Annotated in this window: 10 protein-coding genes; 3 read left to right on the forward strand and 7 right to left on the reverse strand. The window is 40.7% G+C overall.

Going from position 1 to position 18,733, the window contains the following annotated elements:
• Positions 1 to 4: 4 nt before the first annotated feature.
• From B9Y87_RS06940 to B9Y87_RS06950, 3 genes are all read left to right on the forward strand, one after another.
• Positions 5 to 1,369, forward strand: coding sequence for a sialate O-acetylesterase (locus tag B9Y87_RS06940; protein WP_085497462.1), 1,365 nt, complete (start codon positions 5 to 7; stop codon positions 1,367 to 1,369).
• 38 nt (positions 1,370 to 1,407) lie between these two features.
• Positions 1,408 to 3,174: an arylsulfatase gene (locus B9Y87_RS06945; RefSeq protein WP_085497464.1), complete on the forward strand. Its 1,767-nt coding sequence runs from the start codon at positions 1,408 to 1,410 to the stop codon at positions 3,172 to 3,174.
• 534 nt (positions 3,175 to 3,708) lie between these two features.
• Positions 3,709 to 4,032 carry a GIY-YIG nuclease family protein gene (locus B9Y87_RS06950; RefSeq protein WP_085497466.1) on the forward strand — a complete coding sequence of 108 codons (324 nt, stop codon included), beginning with the start codon at positions 3,709 to 3,711 and terminating at the stop codon, positions 4,030 to 4,032.
• A gap of 234 nt (positions 4,033 to 4,266) precedes the next feature.
• On the opposite strand, the gene B9Y87_RS06955 is transcribed toward B9Y87_RS06950, so the two are convergent.
• From B9Y87_RS06955 to B9Y87_RS06985, 7 genes are all read right to left on the reverse strand, one after another.
• Positions 4,267 to 5,745, reverse strand: coding sequence for a sulfatase family protein (locus B9Y87_RS06955; protein ID WP_085497467.1), 1,479 nt, complete (start codon positions 5,743 to 5,745; stop codon positions 4,267 to 4,269).
• 310 nt (positions 5,746 to 6,055) lie between these two features.
• Positions 6,056 to 7,585: a sulfatase family protein gene (locus B9Y87_RS06960; RefSeq protein ID WP_085497591.1), complete on the reverse strand. Its 1,530-nt coding sequence runs from the start codon at positions 7,583 to 7,585 to the stop codon at positions 6,056 to 6,058.
• A gap of 149 nt (positions 7,586 to 7,734) precedes the next feature.
• On the reverse strand, positions 7,735 to 9,444 hold the full coding sequence (locus B9Y87_RS06965) for a RagB/SusD family nutrient uptake outer membrane protein (protein ID WP_085497469.1): 1,710 nt from the start codon (positions 9,442 to 9,444) through the stop codon (positions 7,735 to 7,737).
• A 10-nt stretch (positions 9,445 to 9,454) separates the two neighbouring features.
• The gene (locus B9Y87_RS06970; RefSeq protein ID WP_085497471.1) at positions 9,455 to 12,643 is read right to left on the reverse strand and encodes a SusC/RagA family TonB-linked outer membrane protein; all 3,189 of its coding nucleotides are present in this window, start codon (positions 12,641 to 12,643) and stop codon (positions 9,455 to 9,457) included.
• A 137-nt stretch (positions 12,644 to 12,780) separates the two neighbouring features.
• Positions 12,781 to 13,593 (reverse strand): sialate O-acetylesterase, encoded by an 813-nt coding sequence (locus tag B9Y87_RS06975; protein WP_085497473.1) that lies wholly within the window; start codon positions 13,591 to 13,593, stop codon positions 12,781 to 12,783.
• 52 nt (positions 13,594 to 13,645) lie between these two features.
• The gene (locus tag B9Y87_RS06980; RefSeq protein WP_085497474.1) at positions 13,646 to 15,223 is read right to left on the reverse strand and encodes a sulfatase family protein; all 1,578 of its coding nucleotides are present in this window, start codon (positions 15,221 to 15,223) and stop codon (positions 13,646 to 13,648) included.
• Positions 15,224 to 15,273: 50 nt separating this feature from the next.
• On the reverse strand, positions 15,274 to 18,318 hold the full coding sequence (locus B9Y87_RS06985; RefSeq protein ID WP_085497476.1) for a M64 family metallopeptidase: 3,045 nt from the start codon (positions 18,316 to 18,318) through the stop codon (positions 15,274 to 15,276).
• Positions 18,319 to 18,733 lie beyond the last annotated feature (415 nt).

Raw genomic sequence — 18,733 nt, forward strand, 5'->3', positions numbered from 1 at the left:
CCAAATGGCTAAATCCGAAATAAGGCTACCGGCCATATTCGGTGACCATATGGTTTTACAGCAACAATCGGATGCCCCCTTATGGGGAACAGCTTTGGCAAATAAGACCGTAGAGGTGACCACTTCCTGGGATAACAGAACCTATTTTACCAATACAGATAACACAGGAAAATGGAGATTAAAGGTCCATACTCCCAATGCTGGAGGTCCTTATGATATCACTATAACAGATGGTGCACCCTTTAAGCTCTCAGATATTTTAATTGGAGAAGTATGGGTTTGTTCCGGTCAATCCAACATGGCCATGACCTTTAAAGGGTTTATAAACCAGCCAGTATTGGATGCCAATAAAACAGTAGCTCTATCCCATAATAATTCTATTCGTCTTTTTACTGTCAAAAGAAAGGCTAGCCTAAACAAATTGGAAGAATTATCGGGGAAATGGCTACAAAGCAATCCTGAAAACGTTTCCAATTTTAGCGCTACCGCCTATCATTTTGGTAATATGCTACAGGAGGTGCTGCAGGTCCCTGTTGGGCTCATATGTTCTAGCTGGGGCGGAACACGAATTGAACCTTGGATAAGCAAAGATGGGTTAAAGGAATTTAACTGGGTTCCGGAACCTGAGATGGATAAAGAAGAAAGGGTAACACACAGAATACCGACTACATTATACAATGGAATGATACACCCTTTGGCCGGATTTGGCATTAAGGGCGTCATCTGGTATCAGGGAGAATCCAATAAGGCGGAATACAAAGAATATGAAAAACTACTTCCAGGTTTAATAAACAATTGGCGTGCTGAATGGGGCATTGGCGATTTTCCCTTTTACTATGCCCAAATTGCACCTTATAATTACAACGTACCAGGACTAAATTCCGCATTGCTAAGAGAGGCACAACTAAAGGCCTCAACCGCTGTTGAAAACACTGGAATGATCAGTTTAATGGATATAGGGGAAGAGAAAAACATCCACCCCTCGAATAAGCAAGTTGGAGGGGAACGTTTTGCCTATTTAGCCTTGGCCAAAGCGTATGGCATAACGGGAATTGTTTATTCCGGCCCTGTTTTAAAAGAAGTGAAAATAGAAGGCCCCTTAGTAAAATTGAGCTTTGACCATGCCGTTAATGGTCTAACTACCTTTGGCAAAAAACTGACCAATTTTAAAATAGCCGGAAAAGATAAGCGCTTCTATCCTGCCCACGCAACCATTAACTGGCAGGGCATAACACTGTTTTCGGCCTTTGTACCAGAACCAGTAGCCGTAAGGTATGCCTTTGACGACTTTGTAGTAGGAGAATTATTCAACAATGCAGGCTTGCCCGCTTCTTCCTTTAGAACGGATGATTGGGAAGTTTACAACTAGGATATGTCTTATCGGCCATTACTATCAATCACACACAAATGAAAAAACTGAAAAAAATTCTTTTTGTCCTACTAGCTAATTTAATTTTAATAGGATGCTCACAAGATTCCAATAAAACAAAAAGACCTAATGTTATCATTGTGGTAACGGACGACCAAGGTTTTGGCGATTTGGGATATTATGGTAATCCACACGTACAAACCCCTACCCTGGATAGTTTTGCAAAAGAAAGTGTACGATTTGACCAGTTTATAGTATCCCCGGTTTGTGCGCCTACACGTGCCTCATTGATGACCGGTAGATACTCTTTAAGGACAGGGGTCAGGGACACCTATAGAGGAGGAGCTATTATGGCCACAGAAGAAATAACCGTAGCAGAAATGCTTAAGGATGCGGGCTATACCACTGGTATGGTAGGCAAATGGCACTTGGGGGACAACTATCCGTCCAGACCACAGGATCAAGGTTTTGATTTTACGCTTCGGCATCTATCAGGAGGAATAGGCCAGCCAGGCGACTGGCCCAATACCAAAAAAGGACAGCGTAGCTATTTTGATCCCATTCTTTGGAAAAACGGGGAAATGTACCAAAGTAAAGGTTATTGTACCGATGTTTTTACGGAGGCAGCCATGGACTTTGTAGAAGCCAACAAAGAACAGCCATTTTTCCTGTACCTGTCCTACAACGCACCACATGCTCCATTACAGGTACCACAGGAGTACTATGACAGATATAAGGACATTGATCCTTCCACCGGTTTCGAAAATGACGGAACACCGTTTCCGGAAATGGATGATCGCATGAAAGAAAATGCCAGAAAGGTGTATGCCATGGTAAGCAATATAGACGACAACCTAAAAAGGCTATTTAAGCAATTGGAAGATTTAAAGTTGGAAGACAATACCTTGGTCATATTTATGACGGATAATGGTCATCAACATGATCGCTATGCCGCAGGAATGCGCGGCCGAAAATCATTCGTATATGAAGGTGGGGTTAGGGTTCCAAGTTTCTGGAGGCTTCCTTCCAAATTTAAAGGGGATAGGGATATTAAAACTCCTGCGGCCCATTATGATGTATTGCCTACCCTAGCAGATCTATGCTATGGTCAATTGCCCTCCGATAGAATTATTGACGGAAAAAGCCTCGTCCCGTTATTATCCAATGAAAATTCTACATTGGACAATCGTACGTTTCTACGCAGTTGGGTAAGGGGCGGTCCGGAAAAGTATAATAATATCTCTATAAGAAAAGAGCAATATAAACTAGTTGGAAATACCGAGGATACAGCAGGAATAGAGGCCTTTGAACTATTCAACATACTGGAAGATCCTTATGAGCAAAACAACATAATTGGCACCAACAATTTGGAGGCCCAAAAACTAAAAAATGAAATGGATATTTGGTTTGATGAAATGACCAGTTCCCCCAATTTTGTAAATGCACAACCAGCTATTGTTGGAACTGTTCATGAAAACCCCTCGGCACTTAACTTAAACGATGCCGTATTTGAGAGAAATGAAGCTATGGACCAAGATATAGCTGGCTGGGAAATAGTGGCAGCAGAGGCCGGAAATTACGATATTAGAATTAATTTGGGCAGGAAAAGTGTATCGGAAGTCCATTTAAATTTTTATGTGGGTGATTTGGAAATAAAAAGAGACTATAATGAGCTTTCCGACGGAATAATAGACATTAAAAATATTCAACTACAGAAGGGAGCAACAAAATTGACCCCCATCACAACTGGTAAAAATGGCGGATATATCAAACCTTTTTATGTGGTGATGACCAAAATAGAGTAGACCATAGCCTATCAGGTCCAGTTTGAGTTACTTTTTACAATGGATAGCATTGGCGGAATTGGACTGAACATATACATATTTAACTGTTCTTGGTCCGTAATTTAAATAACACAAACCTCCTCATATTCAATAGTACTAATCTAATCACGGAATCGATAGCTATTAGGCAATTTTTATATAATGAAGAGGTCTCGACTCCGCTCGACCTGACATACCTCGACTCCGCTCGACCTGACATACCTCGACTCCGCTCAACTTGACATACCTCGACTCCACTCGACCTGACATACCTCGACTCCACTCGACCCGACATACCTCGACTGCGCTTGACCTGACAAACCTCGAATTTACATCTTAACTAAGAATCATTTACCGCACTCTTGACCTTAATGTTTCCTGTCTGGTACCGGATTTATAGATCGAATAATCATAGACATTTATGTCATAAAACTGCCTTATTCCAAAAAAGAATATTAAATTAATCAACAGCAGTGTCCGGTCGAGCGCAGTCGAGACCTATTGAATTGGTGCATTATGAAATTTTATTATGTGTACATATTACTTTGTTCTGATGGATTAACCTATACCGGCATAACAAATAACTTGGCTAGAAGAATCCAGGAACACCAAATGGGATTGAACAGAACTTGCTTTACATATAAAAGAAGACCGGTCAAAGCAATCTTTAAACAAGAATTCAGTGATGTTTTACAAGCAATATACTTTGAAAAAAAAATAAAAAAATGGAGTGGCAAAAAGAAACTAGCATTGGCCAGAGGCCAATTTGATGTCCTACAGGTTCTAGCGGAATGCAGAAACGCAACACATTCTGATAATAAACCTGAAAATGAAGATTAATGAGGTCTCGACTCCGCTCGACCTGACAAACCTGGACTCCGCCCGCCTGAACGGAACGGGCAGGACTGTCTGCCGATAGGCAGGCCCGACCTGACATAGCTCCACCTCACCAGTCTGCCCAGATACAATGTCCACCTGCAGCATTACCATATAAAAAAGTCGAACCCACCTAGATTGAGGTGAGTTCGACTTTCAATTGATAAAAATGTATAGATGTGCTTCCTAGAAGCCGCTCTATTTATTCAATGATGGTCCTTGGGGTTTCGAATCTTTGCCATAATCTATATAACCTGAAGAATTTAAATTATAGTTCCACTTATCAATATAATACTGCCTCGGCTTGAATTCGTCACCGATGTTAGTTAACTCCCTCTGAAGTACCACTTCCATTTCCTCCTGTAATTCCTCATATCCAGGTTTGTTGACCAAGTTGTCCAATTGAAGCGTATCCTTTTTATTATCGAACAGGAATAATGGACCGTCCAGGGTTTTCACATAGGCATAACGACTAGTATACACACCCCTGTATTCGTCCGACTTGCCCGCAAAGGGCGAAACATTCATGACAAGTGTCGCCTTGTCTTTTTTAAGTTCGGGCTTTGTGATTGCATCGACCATACTCTCCCCATCAACAAATTCCGGCACTGGCAAGTCTGCTAGCGTCAAAAGTGTTGGCAAAATATCCGGAGCGTTAATAGGGGCTTCCACTTCAATCTTTTTATTTCCAAAAAGTGCTGGATACTTCAATAGGAAAGGAATCCGTACGGATTCCGCCCAAGGCACCTGCTTTTGTTTAGGCCTAATACTATGCGAACCCAACATTTCGCCATGATCGGAAGTGAAAACAATAATGGTGTTTTCAGTTATTCCAGCAGCTTCTATTGCTTTTTCCAAATCCCCAATACACTTATCCAAGGCAAGGATATGAGCATAATAGCCTACAGCTTCCTTTTTGGCAACCTCCCTCATATCGTCTGCAACATTCCCTCTGAGGATTATATCCTCTTCATTGAACTGCTCTTGAAATTCTTTAGGAGCAGTAGCATGTGGAAAGTGCGGAGCTCCCCATGCGAGAACCATCAGAAAAGGTTCCTCATTCCCAGCATTTTTCTGGATATAGGAAATGGCATCCTGGGTCTCGGCATATGGACCATAGCCTTCCCATTTTTTCTTTTCACTATCGTTCCCTTCATAATAAATAAGGTTATTGTAGTCATGGGAACATTCCAGGGCCTTCCAATAATCAAAACCCTGTCTTCTTTCTGGTGGGGTATAGTCAAATCTTCCCATGCCATCTAGATGCCATTTACCTATATAACCTGTCTTATATCCTGAATCCTTAAATAGTTCGGCTAGCGTTACCGACTCCTCAGGTAGATGAAGGTCATTAAAGATCATTCCCGTAGTAGTTGGATACTTCCCAGTAAGGAATGCAGCCCTAAAAGGGGTACATACCGGTGTTACCGAAATGGCATTTTTAAAGTTTACGCCCTGTGCCGCCAATTGGTCCAAATTTGGCGTCTTTCCTATAAGGTTGGGATCACCGTTATAGCCGGTGGCATGAGCCCTCCATTGATCGGCTAACACAAAGACTATATTGGGTTTCTTGACCTTGCTGCTGGCAATCGTTTCTTTTGGGTTCTTATTTTTGCAAGATGATAAGACACCGATACAGACTATTAAAAACATTACTACGCTCCTTGTTCCTTTCATAACTGATATTTCTATAACTAACTATTTTCTAAATTTCATATTTTAGGAATATGGTAACCCTTGGGCTTGGGTCAATCCTTTATTTGTTCCTGTTCAGTACACTCGTAAAACGTAAGACAAAAATGACATCCAATGCTGCTGCCTATCCCACTTCCCAACCCTAATTTTTAACAATCGGCACCAAGCCTAATTTCCTAGGGCCCCGGTGGAGTTACAATTAGGTGTCCAGAAACAGTCAATTCACATTTTTCGTGTAATTATAAGCGTATATAAACTGATCATACATTTATAGAGTGCTTCTTATAGTAATTTATTTAGAGGGACGCTTAACAGAATAGCCTTGCTGACGATACCTTTCCAAGACAGCCTGCATTTCCTTAATAATCTCTGGATATTCGTTAAAGAGGTTATTTTTCTGTTCTGCATCAATTTCCATGTCAAAAAGTAATCCGGCCGTTTCAAAATCCTTATACCCCCTAAGTTCCTTAAAACTTTCTGGCATTTTGGAGTGCTCTCCCGAAGGCCCATCTATATAAAGCCATTTTCCTTGTCGCAGTGCCCATATTTTCTCGTTGGTATTCTGTACAGTAGCTTCTCGCAATGGGGAGCTATAGGTCTTGCCCTTTAAAAGTGGCGTTAAATTATAACTGTCCGGTGCCGTATTTTTGGGTAGGTTTGTATTGGTAATGGATGCCAATGTTGCCATGATATCTATCTGGGATACCACTTCCTTGGAAACGGTTCCTGCCTCAATATGATTTGGCCATTTTACAATAAAGGGAACATGGTGCCCTCCTTCCCATACATCACGTTTTAGCCCCCTAAATTCTCCCATACTAAAATGTCCATACTTTTGGGCCCTTTCAAAGGCGTAATGTTCCGGACCGTTATCGGCACTAAAAATAACTATGGTATTCTCCTCCAATCCTTTTTCCTTTAATGCTTTTAGCACTTGACCGGCCACCCAATCCGTTTGATAAACAAAATCTCCATAGGGTCCAGCCGTAGACTTGCCTTTAAACTCCTCATTTGGAATTATCGGGGCATGCGGGGACGGAAGGGCGAAATATAAAAAGAATGGCTCTTTGCTATCTTGCTTTGCTATCCATTCCACGGTTTTTTTAGTTAGCGTAGGCAAAACCTCATAAGAGTTCCAACCTTCCACTTTGGGACCCGGTCTAAATTCCCATTCCCCTTCCTCTATATCAAAGCCTACATTGTGCACATCCATTACACTTTGAGGCAATTGTACAAATCTGTCATTTTCCATCCAGGCATAGGGTGGAAAATTAATGGTCCCATCACCAAAATAATAATCAAACCCCCTATCCAAAGGTCCTCCGCCAATAGGCTGACTCCAGTCCACGTCCTCTGGTTGGTAAAATTTTCGCATTCTACCCCATTGCATCACCTCCCCAGAAGGTTCATTCTTAAATTTCCAGTTCCATCCCAAATGCCATTTACCAATACACGCGGTTTTATATCCATTATCTTTTAGTACTTGGGGCAAGGTAACATCGCTATTATCAAAAAAAGGCTCGCCAAATGCACCTACAATTCCGAATTGCCTCCTCCAATGGTAGGTACCTGTAAGTAGTGCATATCTGCTAGGAGAACAAATCCCGGAAGAGCTGTGGGCATCTGTAAACCGCATACCCTCAGAGGCCAATTGATCTAGATTTGGGGTTGGTATCTTGGAATCCGGATTTTGGACCTGAAGGTCTCCATAGCCCATGTCATCGGCATAAATAATGATGATATTTGGTCGTTCTTGTGCCATGGCTCCCATGGGCCCAACAAAAAAAACCAAGGCAATTAACAATAATCCAATCTTTGTCATATTTTCATGTTTTAAACAATTCATATACGGCCAATTTGAAAAGCTCCCTTATCAACTATGCTTATTAAACAATTTGTATGAACAATATTAAAAAAAAGCTGGCACAGTGATGTAGCCAGCTCTTTTTAAATAAACACTATACTGTTTTATTACCAGTTTGGATTCTGGGTCAAATTCTCATTCAAGGTTAACTCATCAATAGGTAAAGGCAGAAGGTAATCCCTGTTAGGATCAAAACCATATGCACCACCGCTCAAGAAATTCACATAAGGATCCAAAAACCCTTCCCCATCAACAGTTAAATTAGGATATATTGCTTCAATCTCGGCAGTATAAGTAGTCCCCAAAGGTCTGGTGCCCACAAATAAATTATGTGCCCTCCAACGCATTAAATCATCCAATCGGTTCCCTTCACCAAATAACTCAACTACACGTTCCCTTCTCACCTCTTGAACGTAATCCGGTAAAGTGTATCCATAATCAGGCCACTCAGGGTCTGGTGTAATGGCATTCAATATTAAATGTGGCATACCCACTCTATCCCTTAACTGATTGATGGATAAATCAAGATCGGTTTGGGTTATAGTTCCCAATTCTGCCTTGGCCTCGGCATAAATTAGAAGCGCCTCCGCATATCTGAACAAAATATATCCAATATCGCGTGTTCTCTGATTGTTCTCCACTATTTCCTTGGATCTCCATTTTTCTATGGAATAGCCTGTAGGATTACGGGTCATATCAGGTATAGTGAAGAAAGACTCATCGCCATTTAATGCTACAATATCCAAATCCCCAGGTGCCATTACTGATTGAGCCAATCTCGGGTCACGATTTACCTCAATTTCATCCAAGGTAGCATCACCCACAAATGCATCACTAACAGAAATAGGATCACCATCAGAAGCAAGGTAATACTTGGTCATTTCCCTGGTCATACCTGACAAATTAGGTTGGTTCCATAAGGAATTCTGGATGTTATAAGTTAGGTAATCATAATGTTTGTACAGCATAACTTCTGGGTTACCACTATAATCTGTCTGAACGAATAGATCATAATAGGCCTTATCGATATCCCCTGTGGAGATTGAATAATTACCAGCATCTATTACGGTTTTAGCGGCATCTGCAGCTATTTGTAAAAATCCTGATCCATCTGTGCTGCCCGCAAAAGCGGTTCCTTGATGATATTTCTCCCATGTACCTTCGTACAAGGCCACTCTAGCTTTAAACTGTGTGGCGATATCCTTATTTATTCTGGATGGCCCTACTTGAGATGCATATTCCAGTTTAGCGATTGCCAAATCCAGTTCATCAAGGATAAAATTGGCCACCTCAGTTCTAGGACTACGCGCTCCGTATAATATAGCTTCATCCTCCAAGTCCAGTACCTCTGTTATTATAGGTAGGTCACCAAAATCCTTGAAAAGTTCAAAATAGAACCAAGCCCTAAAAAAATGTCCCTCACCAACATAGTGGTCAATCAAATTTCCAGTTTCTGCACGCGTAGCATTTTCAAGAAAATAGTTCACCCTACGAACATTCGTCCAACTCCATCCCCCACCTGAGGCAGGTACAGAAATGGTTCCATCCAATCTACCGGCGTTTGATGCCCCGAACCATGTACTGGATTGGGCAATAATGTCCGTTCCAACATCTAGGGAAGGTGAAGCCCCTGCACTGGGCCAACCTGGTAAATTAGCATAAAGTTGATTTAGATAAAGTTGCAGGTCTCCTTCTGTCTTCCAAAAATCAGCATCAGAAATCTGATCTAGAGGTGTTTTTTCCAACAACTCGCTTTCACAGGAATTAAAAATCATTCCCGCAAACAATAATGTGATTACATATATTATCCTTTTCATTGTTTTAATTTTAGAAGTTAATGTTTAATCCTAATGAAACCATCTTACTTATAGGATATTGGTCACCTATACGTCCGTCCCTACCATCAAATGCTTCTGGGTCATAGATCATTAAATCTGTAAAGGTTAATAAGTTTTCACCAGAGAGATAAATTCTGGCACTAGATATGTTGGCCTTGCTCGTTATGTCTTTTGGAATTGTATAGCCAACCTGAACATTCTTTAGACGCATGTAGGCTCCATTTTGCAAATACCTGTTAGTAGGAAAACGATAATTTTTATCATTTTGCCCTGTAAATTGGTTATATGCGTTTGGAAAATAGCCATCGGTATTTGGTCCCAATGGGTTTGTAGTGTCCTCGGCCCTAAAATAATCCAAATGTTCCGTATAAACATTGGCATGTAGGGGTCCGTTGGCTGGCCCCCTGAATGTTCCCAATCCTCTTAGATCCAAATCCCGTTTAGCAACACCCTGTATAACAAAAGAGGCATCAAATCCTTTCCAGGAAGCATCTGCACTCAACCCAAATTGAAATCTTGGGGTACTATTACCAATTACCTTTCTGTCCCCTGGGTTATCTTTCGTATTGTCCCCTATATCAATAACATTGTCACCATTTAAATCCATGTACTTTACATCTCCTGGAAACCAAGCACCAGAATATATAAAGGATTGGTCGTTCTCCCAACTTGCAACGTCATCAGCTGATTGAAACAGTCCTGCTGTCTCCATTCCCCAAATCTCATTGAGTTGCATCCCTTCATAGTAATTATTTAAGATATTGGTAGGGTTGTTATATTTTGTTATCTCACTTTTATAATCGGATAAGACACCTCTTACACCATAAGAAAAATCATTGGAAGTATTTCTCCAAGAAAGTTCAACTTCCCATCCCGTAGTGGTTACTTCACCACTGTTTATCTTAGGCACACTGGTACCCAAAACATCTGGGACGGATTCTCCAGGCCCAACTAGATTGTCTATCTTGGATTGATACCAGTCGAAAGTAAGACCAAGTCTGTTGTTTAGGGTTCTAAGATCTAACCCAAAATCGACCGTATTCACTTTTTCCCATGTTAAATTAACACTGGAAAGATTAGGTATCCCTACGGTCCACAATTGCTCTCCTCCAAATAACCATGAAGATTGACTAATTGGCAAGGACGGAACGTACAAATAATTGGCCACATTCTGGTTTCCAATAGAACCGTAAGAACCTCTAAACTTCAAAAATTCTATTTGATCCTTTAAGGGGTAGAAGTTCTCTTTGGAAAGCACCCAACCACCAGAAACAGAAGGGAAAGTACCCCACCTGTTATCGGAATCGAACCTTGATGAACCATCTCGTCTCACGTTCATCTCCAATAAGTATTTTTCGGCATAATTATAGTTGAACCTTCCAAAAATACCTTGAGTGGCCCAATGTCCTTTACCATCACTTATCGTCTTTTCTCCAACTGATGTATTAATGGAAGGAATAGCATCTGTTAACAAATAAGCAGATTGTGCGAACAAATTGGAATAACTGTATTTTTCTTGCTGATACCCTGCCAATATATGAAAGTTATGATTCCCAAAACTCTTGGTGTAGTCCGAGTAGATGTTTGGAGACATATAAGTGTTTGTGTACAGGGTAGAATAGTAGCGGGTACTTTCCTGATTGGAGGAGGTTATTATAGATCCTCCAGATCCATCAGGCACAGCACTAGGCACCGTTGGAAATGCCGATTCCTCACTGTTATCATTGGTGCGGTAGTTAAACTCTATGTTGGTAACCCAACCCTTTATAGGTTCAATGGTTACCCTTGGAGAAAGGATTATTTGTCTCTTCTTCTCAAGTGTCTTTTGTAGAACCTGTTCCCCTATCCTTCCAGTCCATACATCGGTTCCTGGAAAAAATGCAGGCTTGGTCGGCTTAAGCCTAGTCATTAGCAAGGTAACAAATGATCTGCCTGAACCTGATGTTGGGTGTGCTGGATATTCCTGCTCTTCGTATTTGTATTTGGTCAACAAGGAAATATCCATCCATGGGGTGGCTTTTGTGCTTATTTTTGCATCGATATTATATCGTGTAAAATAATCTTTACCCACTTTTAAAAGACCCTCTTCATCATAATATCCTCCAGACATATAATAGGAGGTTTTTTCGCTTCCGCCAGAAACACTAAGATTGTGTTTTATTCTTGAACTGTTTTTTTTAATGAGAAGAGATTCCCAATCAGTAGCTGCGGAAGCATTTAATCCATCCACACCGAGATCCCAGGACAAACCATTGGCCGTCTCTACTACTTCTGGGGCACTACCCGGACTGGTCAAGTTCTGTGCAATCCATTCCAATTTGGTGGCATCATAATAGGGACTGCCACCGGCATTTTCACTGGCCTGGTTCATAGTATGTGCGAAAGATAATGCATCTGCATTTTGCGGCATATTCATCGGGGAAGTGATCGCATAATTGGTTGAATAAGAAATATGTACACCTCCATTTTTCTTTCCACTTTTAGTAGTTATCAAAATAACACCGAAAGCTGCCCTAGCTCCATATATAGCAGAGGCCGCCACATCCTTTAAGATAGAAATGGTCGCAATATCATTAGGATCAATGTCATTAATCCCCATGGGAATATTATCTACTAAAACTAAAGGAGAGTTCCCCCCTTCAAGGGATGTTAACCCCCTAATGCTCATATTCATTTCAGCTCCTGGCTCACCCGTTGCACTGGAGGTTGAAATCTGTAAACCTGGGGAAGCTCCTTGTAAAGCCTGTTGGGCATTGGCCACTGGCCTGTTGTCGAACATTTCTTCTCCAACAATTGAAACGGATCCAGTTAAATTTTCCTTTTTCTGTACTCCGTAACCTACCACCACCGCTTCATCAAGTGCTTGGGCATCTTCTTGCAAAAACCCATCAACTACGGTGTTGTTACCTACGGCCACCTCCAAAGTTTGGTAACCCAAGTACGAAAACACTAATGTTTTCTCTCCGGACACCAGGCTAAGTTCATACACTCCGTCAAAATCGGCGATTGCTCCATTGGAGGTTCCTTTTTGAATTACACTGGCCCCTGGCAAGGGTCCATCATTACTGGTTACCGTTCCAGTTACCGTTTGAGCTATTATTCCCATCGTACCAAAAAGGAATAAAAGCACTACATTGCAAAGTCTAATTTTGCTTTTGAATTTCTGTTTTACTTTCATTTGAGTTGTTATTTAAATTATTATTAGTACTACTGTCTTTGAGCCTTACTTTATATAGGAAACTTTATACAAATTATTAAAATGGGTTTAAAAAGTATCGTACAATATGGACCCACTTCTTAGGATCGTACCATATATTACTTCATAAATTTTAACATTAATTTCCCCATCTTTTGGCCCAACCAAATGTTGGATTCGGAATTAAAATGGGTATTATCCTTTAGTGTTTCCAATTTATCCGTATTGATAATACGGACGTATTTATCCCCTGTAGCAACCCTATCTTGGGCCGCTTGGACCACCTCGGTAAAATCAAAATTCCAAGGTGTTTTTCTCAAGAGCCCTATAGAAATGCGACCCATAACAATTGGCAGGTCTTTATTGCCCGTTTGCAACCTCACGTCCTTATAGAGGATCTTTAAGTTCTCTTCATAGGCATTGGCCCATTCCAAAAATTCTGCATCGGACTCCCCCTGCATCCAGAGCATACCGCATATTTCATAAGGAATCCCCTGCTTTTTTAAATCCTCAATGGCATTTTCCATATTCTGAAGAAACCTAACATACATAGGCTGTCCAGGAAGCCAATGCTTCCAAAGTTTGGTCCCGCCTCCGGATGTTTTTACAACTGCTATGGTATATTTGGGATATTTTTTGGCAAGTTTATGGGAAAATGCGATTTCAGGACCGAACTTAAATTTTCTCCTTTCGGCGAAGGAGTCTGTTCCCAACGGCACCCACATTTTCTTTTTGTTATCCCAGGTTACACTATTTTCTGGGTGAACACTATAATCCTCTGGCAACTCTTCAGATTTGCCGGTACCATCCATATTGGACTGGCCGCCGAGAATAAACAACTTGACCGGTCTGGATGTATCCATTTGACCCACACAATGCATTGTGGTGAGGAAAAATAAGAGTTTTAATAAAGGGGGAACTTTTACAGTCATTTATTAATAATTTTAAGGAATCTGAGCACTTACACTACTTCTTATCATCATATTAATTTGTCTCCAGAGCAACGGTATCCTTATATTGCTCCCTTAGTCCTTCCAATTTTGCATGAAGATCCTCGGTTATTTCAGCATACCCTTCTTTTCCATATAAATTATGCATCTCTGTGGAATCCTCCTTTAGGTCATACAGCTCCCATTGGTCTATATTGTTATAAAAGTGAATCAACTTATACCTATCTGTCCTTACCCCATAATGTCTTTTCACGGAATGCGGGCCAGGGTATTCGTAGTAATGGTAATACAGTGCCTCTCTCCATTTAGGAATCTCTTTACCTTCCAAAATTGGCAACAATGATTCCCCTTGCATTTCCTCTGGCACTTCCACACCTGCCAATTCCAAAAATGTAGGTGCATAATCTATATTTTGAACCAATTGGTCTACTCTCCCCTTTTTGAACCTGGATGGCAATTGCATTAATAAAGGGGTACGGAAAGATTCTTCATACATAAATCTTTTATCGAACCAGCCGTGCTCTCCCAAATAAAATCCTTGATCAGAGGTGTAAACTACCAAGGTGTTTTCGGCCAAACCATTTTCTTCCAAATAATCCAATATCTCTCCAACACTATCATCTACAGAGGCAATACATCTTAAGTAATCCTCAAGATATCTTTGATACCTCCACTCCATTAATTCCTTTCCACTAAGGTTGGCATTCTTAAAATATTCGATTTCCTTATCATATGCCTTATCCCATGCTGCGCGCTGTTCTGGATTCATCCGATTGATCTGTACTTCAAAATATTTACGAAGCGGTCCGTCTATCTCCCCTTCCTTATCGTACATTTTAAGATCGTTAACTGGACAGAAATCCTTTATGTGCATCTTCTGGCTTGCTGCCGCCGTCCTATTCTCGTAATCATCGTAAAAGTTATCGGGAAGGGGAAACTTAACATCGTTGTATTTTTCCAAATAAGTGGTGTCGGGCATCCAACATCTATGAGGGGCCTTATGGTGCATTAACATGGCAAAGGGCTTTTCCTGATCCCTATTTTTCAGCCAATCCAAACTAAATTTGGTTATCAGTCCGGTAACATAGCCTTCTACCCTAGATTTATTTCCCATTTCGTTGAAATCCGGATTATAATAATCACCTTGTCCAGGTAAAATGTTCCAATAGTCAAAACCCGTTGGATCACTTCCCAAATGCCATTTTCCGATCATAGCCGTTTGATAACCCTCTTTTTGCAATAACTTGGGAAAAGTCATTTGGCTACCATCAAATTTTTGACTATTAATCTGCTGCCCGTTTAAATGTGAAAATTTACCTGTCAACATAACGGCCCTACTCGGGGAGCAAATGGAATTTGTAACAAAACTCCTGGTAAACTTTACGCCATTTTTTGCAATTCTATCAATATTGGGGGTTTCGTTCAACCCTCCGTTATATGCGCTCATAGCCTGATAGCCATGATCATCCGTCATTATGTAAATAATATTCGGTTTTTTGTTCAATATGGCTACCTTTTCCTCCTTACAGGATGAAAAGCCAACTATCAGAATTAAGCCGATTAGGATTAAACAAATATGAAATAAAGCAAAAGGTGATTTTCTGTTTGACATGTAGAAAACTTAAATGTTATATAATTTGTATCGTTAATTTCGGCGTACTGTTAAAACTCCACATCCACCGTTGAAAACCATTTTCTTCTAAGGTATTCCTCAACACCTTTTCTTTCCCATTCTTCCAATTCCCTATCCAAAAGAATCAATTCTGCCAAGGAACCTTCCCAAAGCCCTTCTGTCCTAGCCAGACCGGAATCCGATTTGGATTCCAATTGCACTACTAGAATGCAGAACTCCATTGGATTTGGTGTACTGAACGGATCTATTTGAGTTCCATTCAAGAAAACCTGGCCATTCCTGGTTAAGGCATCAATATTATCCCTGTCAAAAATGGCCTTCCCAGATTCCTTGCTTTTACCCATCCAACCATTGGAACCCCTAAAGAGACTTGTACCCGGAAAAGACATACTACTTTCCCTGTACACCATAATAACCGTCTGATAATCCTTTACTTCTTTTGGCATTATGGACACCCAAACATGATCGAAGGCAGCAACACCTTTCCCGTTCAATTGATTGGGCTCATATTTCATGAACAACTCGTTTGGGCTTCTGCGCACCTTATCCTTCCAGTTAGGAACGGGACCACGTGGTGTAACGAAATCATCTTCCTTTCCATTGCCATCAATGTCACTGGCATCGAACCACATTTTTATACTTTCATATCCCAATTCTGATGGATCTATGGCAATAGATCTCTTATTGGCAAAGTCACCTACCCCAAAACCAATTCTATTACTGCTTTCCGCCCTTGACAAATTGTTCTGTGCCGCCACATAAAAATTCCCCTGTCCTTCTGGTACGAAAGAATTACCAATGCCCAAGGGCTTTTCATAAGACTCGCTTTTTGTAGTTTTGGCGTCCTCAGCATACCACTTATAGGTGTATCCAGGAAGTGGATCCACAACTGCCACGGTCCCATCCCTATTCTCAAACTTCAAATTGCCAATTTCTAAAGGATATACTTCCGGAACAGATATGGTCCCCTCTATTTTATTTTCGTCCGAATCACAGACCACATAGCTATAATCCCCAGGAGAAAGATTGATTCTTTGGTTCTGGTTGGCAGTTCTTGATTTGACACTAGTAGGCACCCTTATATGATTTATATTGGGAATGGATTGTCCGTTGGAAACGATTGCAACCTTATTTGCACCTTCATTAAGGTATACCTTCATAGTTGCTACATCCCAACCTGTATATAATGGCCTTGTCTGATTAAAATACATGGTATTGGCTTCTATTTCTCCATTGATGGAAATCTGGGTATCCGACCCCTTTAAGTTGATACCGGCATAGATTACATCAATGGGATAAAAACCACCATTGGCCACCTCTACATCCCAAGCAACAGAACCTTCATGCCCTTTGCAATCCAAATAGGAATTGTTGCTAGCACTGAAAAATGTCTTAATTTGATGTTCCGGGAGCACTATAGTTGCATTTTCCGGTTCATAAATCTCATAGTTCCCATATTCGTATTCTGCGTTTTTCCATTGCACCGTATAAGGCGCCCGACCACCAATAAAACTCAATGCCACTGCCCCGTTATCCTTATCGACATCGGAGGCTTTTACATCTGCTACAACTGCAATCGTGGATTTGCTTTTTTTACTTTTCTTGGATTTTTTAGCCGAACCAAAACTCCCCAAACTACTCTCATAGATAGAAGCCCGTGCTTTCTGGGTTCTAAATTCACTATCCATTACCACAACGTCATAAATGCCCACTCCAACTTCTTCCAGAGTTTCCGAGGTGCTTCCATTGGACCATACATAGATATAGGGAGGCACTCCCCCCGAAACAACCGGCATTACCCTAAAAAGCCCTGATTGTTTATCTACTTTCTCAAAGTTGGCTTTAACCGTTAACGGCTTGGCCTTGGATTTTGGTGCCGTATTCAGCACATTCCATTGCACCTCTACCTTGGGAAACCGAGCAAAAGGAGGATCGGGCCTAATATTTGGTGTTTCATCGGTAATGGAACAGATCAATTCATATTTTGCAATGTCTCCAAATTCAACTTCCAGCTCATCTACTCCAGACGCAATCAACTTTCCGTTCAGAAACCACCTTACCACTTGAGTATTGGGCTCCGGAACAATGTGATCTACCGAAAAATGAATTTTTTTACTTCCATTTATTTCGATGGATTTATTCTCCGGGGTAGTACTTTTTATAATATCCACCAGATCATATACCCTCATTGAAACCCTTTGGTTGCACACCGGACACATTTCCTCGGTATTATCAAACACCCCTGCCCCCATGATACATCCTTGGGCGGTAGACCTATAGTAATCAACCAAGTGATATTGATTGCCCTCAAAGGCACCAATTTTATCCAAATACTCTTCTTCATAAGGCGTAGGCAAGGGAGTGGTAGGCTCTATCCATTTTCTCCATTTAATCTTATCCCTTTCATATTGCAGATCAGCGGAATAAGTAGGAAATGCACTGGTGCCTGTAGCAGCTGTAGTATATTCATCGCCAATACTCATACACGTATGGGATATTTCATGCAACATTTTCCCAATACCATTACCTGCGATTACGGCGTTGCCAACCCTCTTCTCAAGATTCCTGGCCGCGCCACCTCCACCATTTTCCCTATTGGGCATTATTAGAAAAGTTACCCAGCCTCTATGTTCGTTTGCCCACGGTAAGAATAACTTTTCACGCATAGCATCCATGGCCTCCAGATCAATTCCCTTTTTCCACTCAGGAGTATCGGGCATCCACAAGCCATAAACATTAAAAAACTCCTTATAATGGGAATATGCCGTCTGCGCCCTTTCATCCCCATAGGTAAGTGCGGCCACCAAGGATTCCTTAATATCCTTCACAAATTCACCCCTCATATCAGGGGAATTATAAGGTTGCTCGTCCTTAGAGGTCCACTGGTTTACTATAACGATATTGATCCTGTTATCCTTATCACCAGTTATTTGTATTGGGATTAATTCTGACTTTTCCAAAAACCCGTCTACTTGTGCTTCTGTCCACTTTTCATAGGCCCACTCCCTATTTTGAGAGTAACATTGAGAAAGTAGCATAAAGAAAAAACAAACAAACGCTAAACATTTTTTCATAAACAGGGAACTTTGCTCTAGTTATTCCTCAATATCCTATCATAAAAATTCAATAATCCAACTAAGGAACAACTCTCTTATAATTCTATACATCTTCAAAAAAGTTAATAAAACTATTTTTAATACTTCTGAAGATATATCTCTCTTACAAAGCTAATAGCTAAACACCTCACTATTTAGCTCAAAGTTAACCAATATCTATACTATTTAAACAAAATTGCAACCTGAAGGCGCTATATAATCAATATTAAGGTATCAAAAAAATAGAACTGGAAAATAGACAACTATTGTAAAATCATATAAATTTGATTAATTTATACAAAATAGAGGTTATACGAGTCATTATTAAATAATCTTTAATAAGTATGAATTCCACGATAATTTTACCATTTATGAACCGTATTTAAATCGTATC

The sequence above is a fragment of the Arenibacter troitsensis genome (assembly GCF_900177645.1).
Classification (GTDB): Bacteria; Bacteroidota; Bacteroidia; order Flavobacteriales; family Flavobacteriaceae; genus Arenibacter; species Arenibacter troitsensis.

Bases quoted from the DNA above. Each gene is read 5' to 3' on its own strand.
- B9Y87_RS06940 (WP_085497462.1), top strand. From the start codon at position 5: ATGGCTAAATCCGAAATAAGGCTACCGGCCATATTCGGTGACCATATG.
- B9Y87_RS06945 (WP_085497464.1), top strand. From the start codon at position 1,408: ATGAAAAAACTGAAAAAAATTCTTTTTGTCCTACTAGCTAATTTAATT.
- B9Y87_RS06950 (WP_085497466.1), top strand. From the start codon at position 3,709: ATGAAATTTTATTATGTGTACATATTACTTTGTTCTGATGGATTAACC.
- B9Y87_RS06955 (WP_085497467.1), bottom strand. From the start codon at position 5,745: ATGAAAGGAACAAGGAGCGTAGTAATGTTTTTAATAGTCTGTATCGGT.
- B9Y87_RS06960 (WP_085497591.1), bottom strand. From the start codon at position 7,585: ATGACAAAGATTGGATTATTGTTAATTGCCTTGGTTTTTTTTGTTGGG.
- B9Y87_RS06965 (WP_085497469.1), bottom strand. From the start codon at position 9,444: ATGAAAAGGATAATATATGTAATCACATTATTGTTTGCGGGAATGATT.
- B9Y87_RS06970 (WP_085497471.1), bottom strand. From the start codon at position 12,643: ATGAAAGTAAAACAGAAATTCAAAAGCAAAATTAGACTTTGCAATGTA.
- B9Y87_RS06975 (WP_085497473.1), bottom strand. From the start codon at position 13,593: ATGACTGTAAAAGTTCCCCCTTTATTAAAACTCTTATTTTTCCTCACC.
- B9Y87_RS06980 (WP_085497474.1), bottom strand. From the start codon at position 15,223: ATGTCAAACAGAAAATCACCTTTTGCTTTATTTCATATTTGTTTAATC.
- B9Y87_RS06985 (WP_085497476.1), bottom strand. From the start codon at position 18,318: ATGAAAAAATGTTTAGCGTTTGTTTGTTTTTTCTTTATGCTACTTTCT.